This is a genomic window from Dyella monticola, from assembly GCF_003363155.1.
GTDB classification, from domain to species: Bacteria; Pseudomonadota; Gammaproteobacteria; order Xanthomonadales; family Rhodanobacteraceae; genus Dyella_B; species Dyella_B monticola.
The window spans coordinates 284,325-302,269 of sequence record NZ_QRBE01000003.1; the positions used below are offsets into that span (position 1 = coordinate 284,325).

Annotated in this window: 16 protein-coding genes; 11 read left to right on the plus strand and 5 right to left on the minus strand. The window is 62.3% G+C overall.

Annotated features, from left to right (window positions below; translation table 11 throughout):
• Positions 1-51 precede the first annotated feature (51 nt).
• Positions 52-1,545, minus strand: coding sequence for a leucyl aminopeptidase (locus DWU98_RS07585; protein WP_115495105.1), 1,494 nt, complete (start codon positions 1,543-1,545; stop codon positions 52-54).
• Between the two features lie 96 nt (positions 1,546-1,641).
• Here DWU98_RS07585 and lptF point away from each other — a divergent pair, with 96 nt between their 5' ends.
• The 4 genes from lptF (at position 1,642) to ltaE (ending at position 5,400) form a co-directional block, all read left to right on the plus strand.
• Positions 1,642-2,745 (plus strand): LPS export ABC transporter permease LptF, encoded by a 1,104-nt coding sequence (gene lptF, locus DWU98_RS07590; RefSeq protein ID WP_115494926.1) that lies wholly within the window; start codon positions 1,642-1,644, stop codon positions 2,743-2,745.
• An 18-nt stretch (positions 2,746-2,763) separates the two neighbouring features.
• The gene (lptG, locus tag DWU98_RS07595) at positions 2,764-3,870 is read left to right on the plus strand and encodes an LPS export ABC transporter permease LptG (protein ID WP_115494927.1); all 1,107 of its coding nucleotides are present in this window, start codon (positions 2,764-2,766) and stop codon (positions 3,868-3,870) included.
• Between the two features lie 16 nt (positions 3,871-3,886).
• On the plus strand, positions 3,887-4,312 hold the full coding sequence (locus DWU98_RS07600) for a putative toxin-antitoxin system toxin component, PIN family (protein WP_115495106.1): 426 nt from the start codon (positions 3,887-3,889) through the stop codon (positions 4,310-4,312).
• A gap of 71 nt (positions 4,313-4,383) precedes the next feature.
• Positions 4,384-5,400 (plus strand): low-specificity L-threonine aldolase, encoded by a 1,017-nt coding sequence (gene ltaE, locus DWU98_RS07605; protein ID WP_115494928.1) that lies wholly within the window; start codon positions 4,384-4,386, stop codon positions 5,398-5,400.
• A gap of 63 nt (positions 5,401-5,463) precedes the next feature.
• Here ltaE and DWU98_RS07610 read toward each other — a convergent pair whose 3' ends face one another.
• The gene (locus tag DWU98_RS07610) at positions 5,464-6,735 is read right to left on the minus strand and encodes a polyhydroxyalkanoate depolymerase (protein ID WP_115494929.1); all 1,272 of its coding nucleotides are present in this window, start codon (positions 6,733-6,735) and stop codon (positions 5,464-5,466) included.
• 149 nt (positions 6,736-6,884) lie between these two features.
• Positions 6,885-7,385, minus strand: coding sequence for an RDD family protein (locus tag DWU98_RS07615; RefSeq protein WP_115494930.1), 501 nt, complete (start codon positions 7,383-7,385; stop codon positions 6,885-6,887).
• Positions 7,386-7,476: 91 nt separating this feature from the next.
• Between DWU98_RS07615 and xerD the strand changes: the two genes are divergently transcribed.
• The 7 genes from xerD to DWU98_RS07650 all read left to right on the plus strand — a co-directional run bounded on the left by xerD (position 7,477) and on the right by DWU98_RS07650 (position 17,111).
• On the plus strand, positions 7,477-8,400 hold the full coding sequence (gene xerD / locus DWU98_RS07620; protein ID WP_115494931.1) for a site-specific tyrosine recombinase XerD: 924 nt from the start codon (positions 7,477-7,479) through the stop codon (positions 8,398-8,400).
• Positions 8,401-8,523: 123 nt separating this feature from the next.
• Entirely contained in the window at positions 8,524-9,312 is a 789-nt protein-coding gene (locus tag DWU98_RS07625) for a thioredoxin fold domain-containing protein (protein WP_115494932.1), read from the plus strand.
• A 104-nt stretch (positions 9,313-9,416) separates the two neighbouring features.
• Positions 9,417-10,295 (plus strand): DNA ligase, encoded by an 879-nt coding sequence (locus tag DWU98_RS07630; protein WP_115494933.1) that lies wholly within the window; start codon positions 9,417-9,419, stop codon positions 10,293-10,295.
• Positions 10,296-10,531: 236 nt separating this feature from the next.
• Entirely contained in the window at positions 10,532-14,392 is a 3,861-nt protein-coding gene (gene purL, locus DWU98_RS07635; protein ID WP_115494934.1) for a phosphoribosylformylglycinamidine synthase, read from the plus strand.
• 89 nt (positions 14,393-14,481) lie between these two features.
• Positions 14,482-15,138 carry a hypothetical protein gene (locus DWU98_RS07640; protein ID WP_147293253.1) on the plus strand — a complete coding sequence of 219 codons (657 nt, stop codon included), beginning with the start codon at positions 14,482-14,484 and terminating at the stop codon, positions 15,136-15,138.
• Between the two features lie 213 nt (positions 15,139-15,351).
• Complete coding sequence (locus DWU98_RS07645) at positions 15,352-16,218, plus strand: glycosyltransferase family 2 protein (RefSeq protein ID WP_115494936.1); 867 nt, start codon at positions 15,352-15,354, stop codon at positions 16,216-16,218.
• Complete coding sequence (locus DWU98_RS07650) at positions 16,215-17,111, plus strand: DMT family transporter (RefSeq protein ID WP_115494937.1); 897 nt, start codon at positions 16,215-16,217, stop codon at positions 17,109-17,111. Before DWU98_RS07645 ends, DWU98_RS07650 begins: the two co-directional genes overlap by 4 nt.
• A gap of 24 nt (positions 17,112-17,135) precedes the next feature.
• Here the strand turns inward: DWU98_RS07650 and DWU98_RS07655 are convergent, their stop codons facing one another.
• Together DWU98_RS07655 and DWU98_RS07660 are read right to left on the minus strand one after the other, a co-directional pair.
• The gene (locus DWU98_RS07655) at positions 17,136-17,618 is read right to left on the minus strand and encodes a DUF2127 domain-containing protein (protein WP_115494938.1); all 483 of its coding nucleotides are present in this window, start codon (positions 17,616-17,618) and stop codon (positions 17,136-17,138) included.
• Between the two features lie 137 nt (positions 17,619-17,755).
• Entirely contained in the window at positions 17,756-17,944 is a 189-nt protein-coding gene (locus DWU98_RS07660; protein ID WP_115494939.1) for a YbdD/YjiX family protein, read from the minus strand.
• Position 17,945: the final 1 nt, after the last annotated feature.

Genomic DNA, 17,945 nt, shown 5'->3' on the forward strand with positions numbered 1-17,945 from the left:
TGCTCAGTGAGAGAGGCGGGAACAGGCGTGCATGCCCTGTTCCCCATGTCATCAGCCGGCGCGATCGATCAACCATTGCGCAAGCAGCGGCACCGGGCGGCCCGTAGCCAGGCCCTTGCGGCCTTCGTCCCACGCGGTGCCGGCGATATCCAGGTGCGCCCAGCGCTGGCCTTCGGTGAAGCGCGAAAGGAAGCAGCCGGCCGTGATCGCGCCCCCGTTCTTGCCGCCGATGTTGGCGACGTCCGCAAAGCCGGAGTCGAGCTGGGCCTGATAGTCGTCCCAAAGCGGCAGGCGCCACGCGCGATCGAGTGCGGCTTCGCCGGCATGCAGCAGTTCGTCGGCCAGGTCGTCGTGCTTGCTCATCAGTCCGCTGGCGTGCTTGCCCAGCGCGATGACGCACGCGCCAGTCAGTGTGGCGGCGTCGATCATTGCCTTGGGTTGGAAGGTTTGTGCGGTGTAGGTAAGCGCGTCACACAGAATCAGGCGGCCTTCGGCATCCGTGTTGAGCACTTCGATGGTGATGCCCGAAAGGCTGGTGAGCACATCGCTGGGACGGTAGCTGTCACCATCGGGCATGTTTTCCACCGCCGGTACAACGCATACGAGGTTGAGCTTCAAACCCATTTTTACAGCGGAAACGAACGCGCCGAGCACACCCGCCGCGCCGCCCATGTCGAATTTCATTTCTTCCATGCCCGGGCCGGGCTTGAGGCTGATGCCGCCGGTGTCGAAGGTGATGCCTTTGCCGACGAAGGCATACGGCTTCTCGTCCGCGGCACCGCCCTTGTATTCGAGCACGACCAGCTTGGGCTTGTTGGCCGAACCACGACCGACGGCGAGCAACGAGCCGAAGCCGAGCCGCTCCATTTCTTCGTGGTCGAGCACGTTGCAGCTCACCGCTGCCTGGGCGTGCGCATCGGCGAACTTTACGGCTTGCGCGGCGATATGAGCCGGGTTGCAGATGTTCGGCGGCAGGTTGGCCAGCTCGCGCGCAAAACGCACGCCTTCGGCGATCGCGGCGGCCTGGTCCAGACCTGCTTGCGCCGATTCGTCGGCGGCGAAGGCAAGGCTGCCCAGTTCGGGCTGCGCGCTCTTTTCGCGCGGCTTGAAGGTGGCGGTGTAGCGATAGGTGGCGTGATCGGCGGCGAGGGCGGCGGTGCGCGCACGCCAGGCGAGGTCACGACCGGGTACGTCGATGTCGGCCAGGAAAGAGACGGCGTTGTCGATCGGCAGGCGGGCGAGCGTGCGTGCGGCCTCCAGGTTCACTTTCTGAAAGCGCGCGGCATCGAAGGTCTTCTGGCTGCCCAGGCCCACTACCAGCACACGCTTGGCCTGCACACCCTCGGGCGCGAACAGCACCGTGCTGCTGCAGGCCTTGCCGGTGATGTCGCCGCTTTCCACCTGGCGCTTGATGGCACCGCCGGCGGCGCTGTCGACGTGTGCCGCAGCGCTGGTCAGCAGACCGTTCTCATAGACGCCGACCACCACGCAGGGTGTTTCGACGGCTTCTGGGGCGACGGAGACAAGGCTGAATTGAAGCGTCATCATCAAGTTCCTGCGGAAGACCGGTCTTCACCAACCGGCTACACTTACGGTTTGCCTCCCCGGACGGGGGAGGCATGGAACCCATAATTCTATCGCATGCTGAGCATCCTAGACCGGTATTTTCTGCGCGAGCTGGGCACGACCATCGGCGCCACAGTCATTGTGCTGCTGGTGATCATGGCCGGCACCACCTTCGCGCACGTGCTCGAGCAGGTGGCCAAGGGCAGCTTTCCGGCCAGCGTGATGTTCCAGGTGCTGGGGCTGAACATGGTGGACACCATGTCCAGCATGATCCCTCTGGCTGGCTTCCTGGGCGTGCTGCAGACGTTCGGGCGCATGTATCGCGAGAGCGAGATGCATGTGCTGGCGTCCTCCGGCATGGGCATGGGCGGCCAGCTGCGGCCGATGGCGATCGTCACCGTGATCCTGCTCGTGGCCGTGAGCGCGGTTTCGATGTGGCTGGGGCCGCTGTCCTCGCGCACGTCCGACAACTTGGTGGCGGCGGCCAATCGTTCCGTGATCGCGGCGGGCCTCGACGCAGGCCGCTTTACGGAACTCCCCGGCAAGGGCGGCATCATCCTGGTCGATACGCTGAGCCGCGACGGCCAGCAGCTTGGCCGCACCTTTATCGCTGCCGAACGCACCAACAGGGACGGCAGCCTGGTCATGAAGATGGCCACCGGCCAGCACGGTCATCTGTATTCCAACAGCGACAGCAGCGATCGATACCTCGCGCTGTATGACGGCTGGCAGTATGAAATTCCGCTCGGTGCAGATAACTGGCGTCGCATGCAGTACGAGCGCAATGACAGCGCGCTTTCGGCGGTCCAGTCCGACGATGAAGAAGATCCGATCCACAATCTCAACATGGTTGACCTACTGCACAACACCACACCCGACGCACGCGCTGAATTCGCGTGGCGCACAGTGGTGCCGTTGATGACGCTCGCGCTCTTGATGCTGGCGATGCCGCTGTCCAAGCAAACGCCGCGTGAGCCGCGCTATGGACGTCTGTTGATCGCGGTGCTTGGCTTCTTCCTTTACTACAACCTGCTGGAGTTGTGTCGCGGTCAGCTTGCCAAAGGGCACTGGCATCACGCCACGCCCATGTGGTTGCTCAGCATGGCCTTATTCGTGTTTGCCGCATGGAACTTCCGTAGCCAGTACACAGCGCGCGCGCCGCGCAAGGCGAGGGCCTGATGGATAGGGGTGCGAAACATGCGGGCTAGTTTGCGCGTCAAGCGCGTGGATTGGCTGATCGGCGTAACCGTGTTCGGTTCGCTGTTGCTGGTCTGGCTGGTGCTGAGCGGCCTGGACGCGATGATCCAGTTCGGGCGCCAGCTCGGTTACATCGGCCGTAACGGTTACACCCTCAGCAATGCGATTTTCTACATCGTGGTGACGATCCCGCGCCGCATGTACGAGATGTTCAGCTTCGCAGCGTTGATCGGTGGCCTGCTCGGCCTGGGCGGTCTGGCATCCACCGGCGAACTCACGGCGTTACGCGCGGCAGGCATGTCGCGCCTGCGCATTGCGGTGTCGGCGATGGGCGTGGTCGCCGTGCTGGTGGTGGGCGTGGTGATCATGGGGGAAACCGTTGGCCCATGGGGTGACCAGCAAGCCAATGCGTTGGAGCTGCGCCTGCGTTCGGGGGGGAGCCTCGGTCTTACCAGCAGCGGTCTGTGGGCGCGCGACGGCGATCGCATCATCAACGCCAAGACCAGCGCATTGCGCACCAAGGACAATCATTCCTTCGTGCAATTGGACGACGTGCGTGTATTCACCATTACGCCTGATGGTCGGCAGCTGAGCCGTTTTGACGAGGCCGCCACGGCTGAGCAAGTCGGTAAGCAATGGGTGCTCGATCACGTGCGTACCACCACCGTTGATGACAAGGGTGCGCACAGCGCTACGTCGGACAGGGAATACTTGGATTCCAAGCTCGATCCAGAGGTGCTCCAGCAATCGCTGGTGCAGCCGCAATACCTGGCCATGCGCGATCTGCAACACATCATTGCGTACAAGCGCAAGAACGGCGAAAACACCAGGCCTTACGAAACGCCCTTTTGGGGGCGTGTGATGTATCCGCTCAATGTGCTGGTGCTGGTGTTGTGCACGATGCCGTTCGCGTTCGGTGCGTTGCGTTCGGGCGGCTTGGGCAAGCGCATCTTCATGGGCATGATCATCGCCATAAGCTGGTATTTCGTGCAGAAAGCCATCGTGAGTTTTGGCACGGTCTACGGCATTCCACCGCTGGTCGCGAACGTGCTGCCGGCGGCGCTGCTGGTCTTCATTGCGTGGTTCTACTTCCGCAAGCATGCGTGAGGCGATTGCGCGTTACGTGCTGGATACCAATGCCTGCCTTGATCTGTTCGTCTTCGACGATCCGCAGTGCACCTCGCTGCTGGCAGCGGTGCGTGCAAGTGAGATCGAACTGATCACGCGCGAGGATTGCCGTGCGGAATGGCGTGCCGTGCTGGCCTATCGGCGGCTTAAACTGAACCAGGAACAGCGTACGCGGGCCGCTGATGTCTTCGATCGCTGGGTGCACTGCGTGTCGAGCGCGAATCTGGCGGCAGATGCACCCGCGCTACCGCGCTGCCGCGACCGCGACGATCAGAAGTTCATCGAACTGGCGTATCAGGCCGACGCTGTGGCGCTGCTGACGCGTGACGACGAATTATTGCGGCTCGCCCGACGCGCAAAACGTGACTTCCAGTTCGCCATCCTGCCACCCGCGTTATGGCGCGAAGCGCTAAGCGGCTGAAGACGACTTGCCGACGGGCAGCGCGAGCGGCAAAGTGATGCGTCCCCTTCGTCAGCCTAAAGAGGTACCTCATGGACTGGGTCGATCTGCGCAGCGATACCGTCACCAAGCCCACGCGCGCCATGCGCGAGGCGATGCTCAACGCTGAGGTCGGCGACGACGTCTACGGCGAAGACCCGACCGTCAACACGCTGCAGCAGCGGCTTGCCGACGATCTGGGGTTCGAAGCGGGATTGTTCGTACCATCGGGCACGCAATCGAACCTGCTGGCGCTGATGTCGCATTGCGAACGCGGGGACGAGTACATCGTTGGCGCGGATGCCCATACCTATAAATTCGAAGGCGGCGGCGCGGCGGTGCTCGGTTCCATCCAGCCGCAGCCGATTCCTCACGATAGCGACGGCACCCTGTCGTTGGAGAAGGTCGCCGCCGCGATCAAGCCGGTCGATCCCCATTTCGCACGCACGCGCCTGTTGACGTTGGAGAACACCTGGCACGGTCGTGTGTTGCCGCTCGATTATCTGCAGGCCGCGCACGATTTCACGCGTGAACGCACCTTGTCCCTGCATCTGGATGGCGCGCGGCTCTACAACGCAGCCATTGCGTGCAATGTCGCGGCGCGCGAGATCACAAGCCATTTCGACAGCGTTTCGGTCTGTTTGTCGAAAGGACTTGGTGCCCCGGTGGGTTCGGTGCTGGTGGGTTCGGCAGCGTTGATCGACAAGGCGCGGCGTTGGCGCAAAGTAGCGGGTGGCGGCTGGCGTCAGGCCGGCATGCTTGCCGCAGCGTGCATGCATGCGCTCGATCACCATGTTGCGCGGCTGGCGGACGATCACGCGCGTGCGGTGCGTCTTGCCGATGGCTTGCGTGATATGCCTGGCGTCAAACTGCTGGGACAGTACACCAACATGGTGTTTGTTGACGTACCGGCCGAACGGTTGCGCGAACTGGATGCGCACCTGCGCGCGGCGTCGATACGCATCAGCATCGGCTATTTGCCCACGCTGCGGTTGGTGACGCATCTGGATGTGGATGATGCGGGCGTGGAACGCGTGCTTGATTCGTTCAGATCATTCTTTGAACGCTAATCGCTCAGTTTTTTGCCGTCACTCCTGCTTTCGCGGGAATGACGGCTACGGCCAGCCCACAGATCAGGCGCGCTTGGTCGACACCAGCGTCATATCCGAACGACGAATAAAATCACGGATCTGCGGATAGACGATCTCGCGCCAACGACGCCCACTGAAAATACCGTAGTGGCCGGCACCTTCGATCATCCGGTGCGCGCGACGCGACGAGGGAATGCCGGTGCACAGATCGTGCGCGGCTTCTGTCTGGCCAATACCGGAAATATCGTCCAGCTCACCCTCGATGGTGAGCAGGCTCGTGCGTTTGATCGCGCTAGGGTCCACGCGTTCGCCGTTGACTTCCCACAGTCCACGCGGCAGCAGGAATTGCTGGAACACGGTGTTGATGGTGTCCAGGTAATACTCCGCCGGCATGTCGAGCACAGCGTTGTATTCATCGTAGAACTTGCGATGCGCCTGGGCGTCTTCCAGGTCGCCGCGCAGCAGGTTGAGATAAAAATCCCAGTGTGAGCTCAGGTGACGGCCAGGGTTCATCGCCACGAAGCCGGCGTGCTGCAGAAAGCCCGGATACACCTCGCGGCCGTGCCCGGGATAGTTCACCGGTACCGTGTGGATCACGTTGCCTTTGAACCAGCTCAGCGGCTGCTGCATCGCCAGGTTGTTGACGCTGGTGGGGCTGCGGCGCGGATCGATCGGACCACCCATCATCGTCATGCTGCGCGGTGTGGGTTCGCCGCGCGCGGCCATCAGGGAAATGGCGGCCAGTACCGGCACCGTGGGCTGACATACCGAAATCACATGCAACGATTCAGCGCCGATGTGGCGGATGAATTGCTCGATCGTCGCCACGTAGTCATCCAGGTGGAACGGCCCGGCGGACGCCGGAATCATGCGCGCGTCGGTCCAGTCGGTGATGTACACCTTGTGATCGAGCAGCAGCGCGCGTACGGTGTCGCGCAGCAGGGTGGAGTGGTGCCCCGAAAGCGGCGCCACCACCAATACCACCGGCTCGGCTTTCATTTTCTCGATCAGCTCCGGATCGTCACTGAAGCGCTTGAAGCGACGAAGCTGGCAGAACGGCGTTTCCAGGTCGATGCGCTCGATGATCGCGACCTGCTTGCCCTGCGGGTTGGTGATGCTGTGGATGTCGAAAGAGGGCTTTTCGTAATCCTTGCCCAGGCGATGGATCAGCTCATACCCCGCCGCCATGCGCTGCGCGCCCGGCAACTGGGCCAGAGGGCTGCTGGGGTCGGTGAGCATGCGGGCGCTGGCTTCGGCGTAGTGGCTCAAGGGGCCAAGAAAGGCGCGCTGCCATTCATGAAACTGATAAAGCATGGGGAAATGGGACCGGGCGGCTAAAGTCATATGATAACTCGTTACGCACCCTGATGCTGCGTTGCAGAACGACCCAATCACCTCGAATATCAGACACTTACGTAGTTAGCCCGAAACCGGGCTGTCTCATGCATCGGGCGACGTCGCATTCAGCCGGTCCGGCGCACCTCTGAACCCGCCACCCAATCGTGGACTGCGCGCCGGCGCCGATCCAATAGCGCCACGCCAAACCATACGAACCAGGCCGCCGCCACGCTCCAAAGCGCAACGGGCAGTCCGAACGTGGGCGCAAGCAGCAGCAGCAGCAGGGGTAGACTGCCTGCAATCACGCGAAGCAGGGCCTGCCGGAGCGTGAGCGGTCCACCGTCGATGGCGGCTACGCGGATGCGCCACGGCCGCATCCCCAGCGTCTGGCCGCCGCGTAGCCACGAAATCAGGAAATAACCCGCCACCACCAGCCCCTGCAGCGGCTGGTACCACCATGCGATATGCACGTGTCCCAAACGCGTGATGAGCATGCCGCGCGTCGCCAATTGGCAGATCAACCCGACCACCATCACGATGGCCAGCACCGCGACGATGTCGTACAGCAGCGCGAACAAGCGCTTCCAGAGCGGGCAGGTGAGTTCGAACGTGGCCGTTTGCGTCATGGGTCTGCTCAGTCAGCGTGGAGTGCTGTCGCGTCCGGCGTAAAGGGTGTCGAGCTTGCGCCGCGTTCGCACAACACGCAGCATCGTGCACATGAAGCAGAGCGCGCGTAAAGAACCCGTCGCCATGACCGAGGCCGACGGCCAGGATATCGAAGCCTTTATTGAACGCGTCTGGTCAGAGGACGGCTTGGCCGAGCGTACACTCGAAGCCTATCGGCGCGACCTGGAAATCCTTGCCCGCTGGCTGGCGGCCCGGGGGCGGCGCCTGCGCACAGCGCGGCGCGAAGATTTGTCGGCGTTTCACGGATCACAGCCGGTGGCTGTGCGTTCGATGGCGCGTCGCCAATCGGTGTTTCGCCGCTACTACGCCTCCGTCGCGCGCAACGAACCGGGCTTCGAAGACCCCACCTTGCTGATCGAGCGTCCGAAAACACCGCGTAGCCTGCCCAAGGCGTTGGCCGAACGGGAGATAGAGGGGCTGCTGCATGCGCCGGATGTTTCCTCCACGCTGGGGCTGCGCGATCGCGCCATGCTGGAGCTCATGTATGCCTCGGGCCTGCGCGTGTCCGAACTGGTTGAGCTGCCGCTGACGGCACTCAACACCCGCCAGGGCGTGCTGCGCGTGACCGGTAAAGGCGGCAAGGACCGGCTGGTGCCCGTGGGCGAAGTGGCGCTGGAATACATCCAGTCCTATCTGCAACAGGCCCGTCCTGTACTTGCCAAGGGTAGGCAGCCGCAGGCGCTGTTCTTGAGCAAACGCGGCGAGGGCATGACGCGGCAAATGTTCTGGACCCTGGTCAAGCGTCACGCCGTGTCGGTGGGCATCAATGGCAAGCGCATTTCGCCGCATGTCCTGCGGCACTCCTTCGCGACGCATCTGCTCAATCACGGGGCAGACCTGCGCGCCCTGCAGATGTTGCTGGGACACAGCGCATTGAGCACCACGCAAATTTATACGCTGGTGGCGAAGGAAGGCTTGAAACGGCTACACGCTCAACATCATCCACGCGGTTAGCGGCGTAGCATGAAATGGATCACGTGTAGAGCTTGTCCGACAGGTGATTCCCACGGTGCCGTACCATCGATATGCCATACTCGGCTCGTTTCACTCACGTCGATAGCGTCGCGAAGAGGTTGTATGTCCAAGAAGTTCTGGCTGTTGCTCTGCACCGGTGCGCTGGCGCTGCACCTGGGCGCGGCAATGGCGTCCTCGGTCGCCATTTCGACGCCCCCGCCAGCCGCCAATACCCCCGAAAATATTGTGCGCCAGACGCTGCTGCGCCTCGTGCCCAAGGCGCACATCGATCAGATCACGCCCGCGCCATTGCCTGGTTTCTATCAGGTGATCGCCTCCGGTCATCTGGTCTATATCAGCGGCGACGGCAAGTACGTGCTCAACGGCGACTTGATCGATGCCAGCAAGGGCGAGAGCCTCACCGATGACGCGTGGGCGGCTTACCGCAAAACCGAGTTGGCCAAGGTGCCGGTGTCGGATCGCATCGTGTTCGCGCCTGAGCATCCCAAATACACGGTGACAGTTTTTACCGATGTCACGTGTCCGTATTGCCGCGTGCTGCATGAACAGATCAAGGCCATCAATAAAGAAGGGATTGCCGTGCAATATCTGGCATGGCCGCGCTCCGGCGTCACCGGTGATGACGGTAAACCCACCGAGACGTACAAAGAAATGGTGGCCGTCTGGTGCGCCGCCGATCGTAATGATGCCTTCACCCAAGCCAAGCAAGGTCGCGCACCCAAGTCGGTCGACTGCAAAAATCCCGTCAAGGATGAATTTGATCTTGGCCTGCGCCTGGGCGTAACCGGCACCCCGGCGATCTACGCCGAAGACGGCACGCTTATCGGCGGCTACCTTGCGCCGCCGGAATTGCTGCAAGCGGCGCAGGAGCACTCCGCGAAGGGAGGTTGACCTCTCGATCCGCACGCAATGTGTTAGGACAATGCGAACCGGTCGCCGCCTCAGCGTGGTACGCGAGGCGGTCATGGAAACAGGTTCGCTCACAAGGACGTGTCATGTGCAAATCAACAGCATCCGCACGCGCGCTGCGCGTCTTGCCGTCGTTAATCGGGGTAGCTCTGCTTGGGCTTGCGGTGGCGCAGCCGGTGTATGCGGCGGCGGATCCTTCACCGGTCATGCTGGCCAATCCGTATCACTCGGGCGTTGCGCTTGGCGATTACTGGGTCAGTGAAAAATACGACGGCGTGCGAGGCTATTGGGATGGCGAGCACTTGCGCACGCGCACCGGTGCGATCATCGCCGCGCCCGCATGGTTTACCGCGAACTGGCCGAAAACCCCGATGGACGGCGAGCTGTGGGCGGGGCGCGGTCAGTTCGAACGGGCATCTGGCACGGTTCGTCAGGAACTCGCCGATAACGACGCATGGCGCCATATCCATTACATGGTGTTCGATGTACCCGGGCAACCCGGCACCTTCGATCAGCGCCTTCCCGCGCTTGAAGCGCTCGTTACCCAGCTCGGCCTTCCGTGGGTGCAGGCCGTCGCCCAGTTCAAGGTCGCCAATGAAGCCGAACTCAAGCATCGTCTCGACGACGTGGCGCAGGGCGGTGGCGAAGGCCTGGCGTTGCATCGGGGCAGCTCGCTTTACCATGCCGGGCGCACGGGCGATCTGCTGAAATTCAAGCCGTTCGATGACGCCGAAGCCCGGGTGGTCGGCCATGTGCCTGGCAAGGGCAAGTACGACGGCATGATGGGCGCGCTGCTGGTGGAATTGCCAGATGGCACGCGTTTTCGTATTGGCACCGGGTTTTCGGATGAGGTGCGTCGCCATCCTCCGGCCGTTGGCAGCATGGTCACGTTCCGCTTTCAGGGCACGACGTCCGGCGGCAAGCCGCGGTTCGCGCGATTCATGCGCGTGCGCGATCAGCTTTAGCCGCGTGGAATGTCAACCCCTTCCCCTACGAGCGAGAAGGGGACGCGAGCGAAGCTCGCTCTCGGCTCGATGACCACCTACCCGCTTTAGGCAGGGGAGTGATCATTCGCCGGCTGGGATACGACCAATCAGGTCCTAGGAGCGCGCTGGGCGCCGGGATCCTTCACAGAGAGGGCAGGGGTTGCCCCGCTCGGGTACAATAAGCCGATCCATCGCTTAGCGCCTTTTCCCCCGCAATGATCGCACTCGACGGGCAGAGCGCCCTCTCGCCTTTTCGCCTGGAACGTCTCAACGCTCGCCTGGATGCCCTGCATCGTGGCGTGCGGGTGCAGGCGTGCTGGTTTGTCTATTTCATCGACGCCGCCACCGAGCCCGAGGGCGAGCAGCGCAAGCGCTTGCTGGAAGCCTTGGAGGCCAGGGACGGGAAGCCGGAAATGGCCTCGCTCTGGGTCGTGCCACGCCTGGGCACCATTTCGCCCTGGTCGAGCAAGGCCACGGACATCCTGCACGACTGCGGCTTCGACGTCCGTCGGGTCGAGCGCGGCACCGCTTATCAGGTAAGCGGCCTGCCATCGATCGACGATGCGAACTACCGCGACCTGCTCGCGGTGCTGCACGATGCGATGACGCAGTCGGTGCTCACACGCCTGGAAAACGCACAGGGCTTGTTCCTGGCCGGTCAGCCGGGCGACCTGGTTCATATCCAGCTCGGTTCCGACCCGCACGCCGCATTGACGCGCGCCAACACCGAATTGGGTCTGGCGCTGGCCGAGGACGAGATCGATTACCTCGCTGAGCGCTATGCCGAACTTGGCCGCGATCCTACCGACGCCGAACTTTTCATGTTTGCGCAAGCCAATTCCGAGCACTGCCGTCACAAAGTGTTCAATGCCAGCTGGACGCTGGACGGCCAGCCGCAGGAGAAAAGCCTGTTTGGCATGATCAAGAACACGCACCAGCGTTCGCCTGCCTACACACTCTCTGCGTACAAAGACAACGCCGCCGTGATCGAGGGTCTGGTGGGCAAGCGTTTCGTTTGCGGCACCGATGGCGTGTGGCGCGCAAACGAAGAACAGATCGAATACGCGATCAAGGTGGAAACGCATAACCATCCCACCGCAATTGCACCCTGGCCTGGCGCGGCGACCGGTGCCGGTGGCGAAATTCGCGACGAAGGTGCAACCGGACGCGGCGCCAAGCCCAAGGCCGGCCTGACCGGTTTCTCCGTGTCGGACCTGCGCATTCCCGGTCATGCTCAGCCGTGGGAAATTGAACGTCCGCTGCCGCCACGTATGGCCACTGCGTTTGAGATCATGCGTGATGGCCCGCTCGGCGCGGCCGCCTTCAACAACGAATTTGGCCGTCCGTGTCTGGGCGGCTATTTCCGGACCTACGAACACGAAACCGGCGAAGCCGGCTTGCGGCGCGGCTATGACAAACCGATCATGATCGCTGGCGGCCTGGCCAACATGCGCAGCGAACACGTGCAAAAGCGCGATGTGCAGCCGGGTCATGCGGTGATCGTGCTGGGTGGCCCGGCGATGCTGATCGGCCTGGGTGGCGGTGCAGCGTCGTCGATGGCATCGGGTGCATCCAGCGCGGAACTCGATTTTGCCTCCGTGCAGCGTGACAACGCGGAAATGGAACGCCGCTGCCAACAAGTGATCGACGCGTGCTGGTCGCTGGGCGAACACAATCCCATCGTCAGCGTGCATGACGTGGGCGCCGGTGGCCTTTCCAACGCCATTCCCGAATTGCTCAACGACGCTGGCGTGGGCGGCGAGATCGATCTGTCAAAAGTGCCATGCGACGATCCATCGCTGTCGCCCATGCAGGTGTGGAGCAACGAATCGCAGGAACGCTACGTGCTGGCCATTGCGCAAGAACACCTGCCGCAATTGGAAGCCTCTTGCGTGCGCGAACGCTGCCCCTATGCCGTCGTCGGCACTGCTACGCAAGAGCGTGTGCTGCGCGTGACCGATCCGCGCCGCAACCTCACCGTGATCGATTTGCCGATGGACGTGCTGTTCGGCAAGCCGCCGCGCATGCATCGCGATACCAACCACATCAAGACGCGCGTCGATGTGATCCCGGATCTCAGCGGCATCGGCATGGATGAAGCGCTGATGCGCGTGCTGCGCCTGCCTACCGTGGGCAGCAAGAGCTTTCTGATCACCATTGGCGATCGCACGGTCGGCGGCTTGTGCACGCGTGACCCGATGGTGGGGCCGTGGCAAGTGCCGGTGGGCGATTGCGCGGTGACATTGATGGATTTCGAAGGCTATCAAGGCGAAGCGATGGCGATGGCCGAGCGCGCGCCGGTGGCGTTGCTGAGCAGCGCCAACGCTGCACGCCTTGCGGTGGGCGAGGCCATTACCAACCTCGCCGCTGCACCGATCGAGGAGCTGGGCGAAATACGCCTCTCCGCCAACTGGATGGCGGCGGTCAATCATCCTGGCGAAGACGCTGCCTTGTTCGATGCCGTCAAGGCCGTGGGCATGGAGCTGTGTCCCGAGCTCGATATCGCCATTCCAGTCGGCAAGGATTCGCTCTCCATGCAAACCGTGTGGAGCGACGGCGATACATCCCAGCGCACGGTTGCGCCGGTATCGCTGGTGATCACGGGTTTTGCGCGCGTAGGCGACGTGCGGCGCACGCTTACGCCCCAGCTCAAGCTCGATCGCGGTGATTCCGATGTGTGGCTGATCGATCTCGGTGGTGGCCGCGCGCGTCTTGGTGGCTCTGCGCTCACGCAAGTGTTCAATCGTGGTGGCGGCGTACCGCCCGATCTGGACGACGCCAAGCGCCTGAAGGCGCTCTTCGCGCTGGTGCAGGAAGCTAATCGCGAAGGCCTGCTGCTGGCCTATCACGACCGCTCCGACGGTGGGGTGATCATCACCCTGCTGGAAATGGCTTTCGCCGGTCATTGCGGCTTGGAAATCACGCTCGATGGATGGGGCGAAGCGGCGCTGCGCGCGCTGTTCAATGAAGAACTCGGCGCCGTGCTGCAAGTGGCTTCCGCCAATCGCGAGGCCTTCGAGGCGCTGCTGATCAAGCACGGCCTGGCCGGCATGAGCAATCGCATCGGCCGTCCGAAGGAAAAGCTCGGCATCAAGGTGTTCCTCGCCGGCGATACCTTGTTCAAATGGAACTGGACGCAGTTGTTCAAGGCTTGGAACGAAACCAGCTACGCGATGCAGCGCCTGCGCGACAACCCGCTCAGCGCGGATGCGGAACTTGAATGGCGCATTGATGATGCCGATGCGGGCATCAGCCCCAAGCTCACCTTCAATCCGGCCGAAGACGTCGCGGCGCCGTATACCAGCAGGGGCGCGCGCCCACGCGTGGCGATCCTGCGCGAGCAAGGTGTAAACGGCCAGGTCGAAATGGCGGCAGCGTTCACACGTGCCGGCTTCGACGCGGTGGACGTGCACATGTCCGATCTCGCCGCCGGCCGCATTACGCTCGATGACTTCCGTGGCTTTGCCGCATGCGGTGGATTTTCCTTCGGCGACGTGCTCGGCGCCGGTCGCGGCTGGGCGGCATCGATTCTCTACAACGACATGTTGCGTGCGCAGTTCGGTGCTTTCTTTGCCGATTCGAGCAAGTTTGCACTTGGCGTGTGCAACGGTTGCCAGATGATGAGCCAGCTCAAGGACATCATTCCCGGTGCGCAGCACTGGCCGAAGTTCCTGCGCAACGCATCCGAGCAATACGAAGCGCGCCTTGCCACGCTCGAAGTACTGGAATCGCCCAGCATCTTCTTCAAAGGTATGACCGGCTCGCGCATTCCCGTGGTGGTTGCACATGGCGAAGGTCGGGTGAACTTCCCGCAATCGTGCAGCCCTGCCAAAGCAGGCAGTGCGGTCCGTTTCGTGGACAACCGCGGCAAGCCCACCGATCATTACCCGCTCAATCCCAACGGTTCGCCCGGTGGTCTTGCGGGCTTCACCGCCGCGGATGGGCGTGTGACGATCCTCATGCCGCATCCGGAGCGCGTGTTCCGCACGGTGCAGATGAGCTGGCATCCGGAAAGCTGGGGCGAGGATTCGCCATGGATGCGCATCTTCCGTAACGCTAGGGTGTGGTGCGGCTGAGGCCACCCCCTTTACGAGGCGGATGGCCGGCGTGGTCGCTGGTCATCGCCTTCGGGGTAGTGCTTGCGTGTGTGCCGTGGTGGGTTGGTTTGCCGCTGTTGCTGGGTATGGCGGCTATCCAGATTGCGCATGTGCCACGCCTGCAGCGTTATACCGGCACGCTGCGCTATGCGCTGCGTTGGGGCTTGGCCGGTCTATTAGTGGCCAGTTATCGCGCCTATGACGATCACAAGCTCGGTCTTACGTTGACGCTGTTGGCGGCGCTGGCAGGGTTTTCGCTGCTGGTGCTGCTGGAGTCATGGCAGGATCGCAAACCGCAGCGCAACGCTGCCGTGGCTGCGGCATCACCGGATTGGAGCGAGCTGGCGCTTGCGCCAATTGGACCTGCGGACACCTTGATCGAGCTCGCGCCGCCGCATTGGCGTGCGTTGGAAGGCGATGGGAACGATGAGCTGCCGCCCGACATCACGAGACTAGGCACAGGCAACTATCGTGTTGGTACCGGCGCACTCATCAAAGACGTGGAAGCGCAGTTTTCCGTGGCGCCCGGGAAGGGTTGGCTTGCATGGCACATGGCGGCACGACGCGGCGTGGTGCTGTACGATCGCGCTCGCGGCGTGCAATACCGGTTACGCGGCTGGCAACTGTACGGCTGGCATGTGGACGAAGCCTGGCTGAGCCGCAGTGACGATCAGCCGCCGTCGGCGTTGTCGCATGTGTTGGGGCAGGATCAGCGCGAAGAGTAAGGACACAATTACTCAAGATGCCTGAAGTACCTCACCGTCATTCCGGCGCAGGCCGAGGTGCTTCACAACAGCGAAGTTGGTCAATCCAGTTCAAATAACCGTCCGAAGGACACAAGATAATTTTTGAGTGCTGCGCACAACGTGTTGAAACTGGATTCTGGCCTGCGCCGGAATGACGTTCGCTTCGGTTGAAGTCAGTACGATCGGAATCACATGCCAGCTCCCTCGCCATCCCAGCCGTTACTCAGTGTCATCATCGTTTCCGCCGACAGCGGTCCGAGCCTGCGTGATTGCGTCAAAAGCGTGCTGGCATGCACAACGCCGCTGGAGGTGCTGCTGATCGACAATGCATCGTCCGACGGCATTCCGCAGGCGATTGCGCGTGCACGGGAAGGTGATCCGCGCATCAATGTGATCTACAACCACGCCAACCTTGGCTTTGGCCCGGCAGTGAATCGTGCTGCGGCTAAAGCACGCGGTAAAGCGTTTTTGATCCTTAATCCGGACTGCCTCATCGATCAGGCCGCATTGCAGCGCTTGTTGGACATATTGGCGACAGAAGAGAAGGTTGGGCTGGTGGGTGCGGTGGTATGCGATGGGCAAGGTGTGCCCGATCCGGCGTCGCTTCGTCACGATCCGCTGCTGGGCCGCGCGCTCGCCACCATGTTCAAGCGCGACGGTGGCGTGCATGTGGAAACGATTCCCGATCATGTCGTGGAAGCCGAAGCCGTTTCCGGCGCCGTCATGTTGATGCCACAGCGCGTGTTCGAATGGTTGAACGGTTTCGACGAAGCGTATTTCCTGCATTGCGAGGATCTCGATCTGTGCCGTCGCGTGCGTGACGGAGGCTGGCGTGTGCTGCTGGCCGGTGATGTGCGCGTGCTGCACGGTAAAGGCGGATCGAGCCGGCATCGTCCCGTGTTCGTGAGTTATCACAAGCATCGAGGCATGTGGCGGTGGTTTTACAAGTTCGATCCTGCCGCACGCAAACCGCATGTCGCGGCCGTGGTATGGCTTGGCATATGGGCGCACTTTTTGCTGAAAATTCCAGGGCAATGGTTGCGGATGGCTAGGCGATGAGCGCCGCGTCGCGCGTGAGCGTGCTGGCGACCGTCGGGTTGCTGCTGATGACGGCGGTGTGGGGTTCCACCTTCGTGCTGATCAAGGGTGTGCTCGATCACATGTCCGTGGCGGATTTTCTCGCCGTGCGTTTCGTGGTGGCGGCCATGGCGATGTTCGCGCTGTTTCATCGGCAAGTGGCGCACATGCCGCGTCGTCAGCTGGTGCGCGGCGTGATGCTGGGCGTCTTGTACGGTGTTGGACAACTGCTGCAGACCTGGGGACTTGCGCTGATTTCACCAAGCGTCAGCGGCTTCGTCACCGGCATGTACGTGGTGTTTACGCCGATACTTGCCACGCTGCTGCTGCGCCAACGCACGCCGGTCACGGTGTGGCTGGCGGTCGGCCTGGCTACGTTAGGTCTGGCCCTGCTATCACTCAATGGTTTTTCGGTGAACGCAGGTGTTTGGCTCACGCTCGCCTCCGCGTTGCTCTACGGTTTGCACATCGTCGCGCTGGGGCAATGGTCGCGTGCTGACGAAGCCTTCGGGTTGTCCGCCGTGCAAATGGCCGCCATCGCAATCATCTGCCTGCTCGCCACCGCCGGTCACGGCGGCCCGATGCTGCCGCCCGATCGCGGTGCGTGGCTGGCGGTGCTGTACATGGCGCTGGTCGCTGGTGCTGGTGCCATGCTCATGCAGACCTGGGCGCAGGCCCATCTTCCCGCTACGCGCGCGGCCATCGTGATGACCACCGAGCCGGTCTTTGCCGCAGCGTTCGCCGTCGCATTCGGCAGCGATGTGCTCACCTGGCGCATGCTGTGCGGCGGTGGGCTGGTGTTGGCTGCGATGTATCTGGTCGAACTGACACCGCGCCGTGAACCGCCAGCCGAAGCATTACATCACGAGGTATAAGCACCGGCGCGCAGGCGTGCACACTCACTTGCGTGCATGGGGTTGCATGGCAATCCGGACCAGGTACACCACGATCACGATATTGCCGATCAGGGCGCCCACTTTAAGCCAGTTGAACTTGTGGAATACCTCGTACGCTTCCACTGGAACCAGCGAGCCGGTGGCGATCACAGTGAACCATTCGGCCCAATGTTTGCGCAGCCACAAGCCCGTGCCTTCCGTGGCGAAAATAGCGGCATAGCCGAGCGCTACGATGCCGATTGCGATGAATTTGCTCGGGCCCATTTCCTCCAGCAAACCGACCAGGCGCCAGCGCAGGCCGTGGGTGTCCTGCAGCGGCAGGTTTTCCAGCAGGTGAATCAGGTGATCGAAGTTTTCCTCGCGGCGCAGGCCAAACGCCACGGACGCGATGAAGACCAGGCACACCGTCTTGATCGCCTTGTAGATGGCAATCACGCGCAAGCCGAAACTGTGTCGCGCCTCGATCTCGGAAATGGGTTTGGTCATGCGTCAGTAGCCGCTGGCATCGATGGCCCAGGTCAACGCCAAAAGTGTAATTGGTGGGAGATATAAAAAGGCCACGTCGTAATGCGGACATGGCCCGGCTTTTTCCAGGGTGACCAAAGGCAGGTAAGGCGTGATTCTCAGCAGCAACGCCCGCCCGTGCCCTTGTAGCGGGCGACTTGGCGATCCCGGAAAAACTCCGCGTAGGTGGGAATTTTCCGCTCTGGATGGTGCGTGCGCAGGTGCGTGACATAGACCTCGTAGTCAGGCACGCCGCAACTGAGCCGGGCGGTCTGCACCAATCGTTGCCAGATTCTCAGCAGTGTCATG

What these genes read in the sequence shown, in the direction of transcription:
- DWU98_RS07585 (WP_115495105.1), bottom strand. Translation starts at nt 1,545, where the DNA reads ATGACGCTTCAATTCAGCCTTGTCTCCGTCGCCCCAGAAGCCGTCGAA.
- lptF (WP_115494926.1), top strand. Translation starts at nt 1,642, where the DNA reads ATGCTGAGCATCCTAGACCGGTATTTTCTGCGCGAGCTGGGCACGACC.
- lptG (WP_115494927.1), top strand. Translation starts at nt 2,764, where the DNA reads ATGCGGGCTAGTTTGCGCGTCAAGCGCGTGGATTGGCTGATCGGCGTA.
- ltaE (WP_115494928.1), top strand. Translation starts at nt 4,384, where the DNA reads ATGGACTGGGTCGATCTGCGCAGCGATACCGTCACCAAGCCCACGCGC.
- DWU98_RS07610 (WP_115494929.1), bottom strand. Translation starts at nt 6,735, where the DNA reads ATGCTTTATCAGTTTCATGAATGGCAGCGCGCCTTTCTTGGCCCCTTG.
- DWU98_RS07615 (WP_115494930.1), bottom strand. Translation starts at nt 7,385, where the DNA reads ATGACGCAAACGGCCACGTTCGAACTCACCTGCCCGCTCTGGAAGCGC.
- xerD (WP_115494931.1), top strand. Translation starts at nt 7,477, where the DNA reads ATGAAGCAGAGCGCGCGTAAAGAACCCGTCGCCATGACCGAGGCCGAC.
- DWU98_RS07625 (WP_115494932.1), top strand. Translation starts at nt 8,524, where the DNA reads ATGTCCAAGAAGTTCTGGCTGTTGCTCTGCACCGGTGCGCTGGCGCTG.
- DWU98_RS07630 (WP_115494933.1), top strand. Translation starts at nt 9,417, where the DNA reads ATGTGCAAATCAACAGCATCCGCACGCGCGCTGCGCGTCTTGCCGTCG.
- purL (WP_115494934.1), top strand. Translation starts at nt 10,532, where the DNA reads ATGATCGCACTCGACGGGCAGAGCGCCCTCTCGCCTTTTCGCCTGGAA.
- DWU98_RS07645 (WP_115494936.1), top strand. Translation starts at nt 15,352, where the DNA reads ATGCCAGCTCCCTCGCCATCCCAGCCGTTACTCAGTGTCATCATCGTT.
- DWU98_RS07650 (WP_115494937.1), top strand. Translation starts at nt 16,215, where the DNA reads ATGAGCGCCGCGTCGCGCGTGAGCGTGCTGGCGACCGTCGGGTTGCTG.
- DWU98_RS07655 (WP_115494938.1), bottom strand. Translation starts at nt 17,618, where the DNA reads ATGACCAAACCCATTTCCGAGATCGAGGCGCGACACAGTTTCGGCTTG.
- DWU98_RS07660 (WP_115494939.1), bottom strand. Translation starts at nt 17,944, where the DNA reads ATGACACTGCTGAGAATCTGGCAACGATTGGTGCAGACCGCCCGGCTC.